At 39.4% G+C, this 398-nt stretch carries 1 protein-coding gene; it reads left to right on the forward strand.

Annotated features, from left to right (window positions below; genetic code table 11):
• The coding region (locus tag DWZ44_RS18015) for a heparan-alpha-glucosaminide N-acetyltransferase domain-containing protein (RefSeq protein WP_117805442.1) at positions 1-398 on the forward strand (398 nt) is incomplete at both ends.

Below are 398 nucleotides of genomic sequence, written 5' to 3' on the forward strand. Positions count from 1 at the left end.
TTGATATGGATTTTACTGGATAAGGTTCTGAAAAAAATCCCGGCTGGGGTTGGGGTAAGTGTTAGTTTTGTGCTATTCCTCATTCTCAGAAGTTGGACGAAGCAAGACCCCATCCAACTATCTGATAATTTGCCGAATGTTACATGGTTGAAATCGGTATTAGCTTATATTGGATTTCCGCAAGCTGGCTTTTCATCTACCGACTATTTTCCGTTGCTCCCATGGATTTTCTTATTTGCAACAGGATATTTCCTGTACAGTTTCTTACAGGAAAAGGGGCTGATTAACCGGCTATTTGGAAAATGGAAAGTTCCAGGTATTAACTTTTTAGGGAAACATTCGCTTATTATTTACATGATACACCAACCGATCTGCTATGTTGTAGCGTTCTTGGTTTC

The sequence above is a fragment of the Blautia sp. AF32-4BH genome (assembly GCF_003460565.1).
GTDB classification, from domain to species: domain Bacteria; phylum Bacillota; class Clostridia; order Lachnospirales; family Lachnospiraceae; genus Fusicatenibacter; species Fusicatenibacter saccharivorans.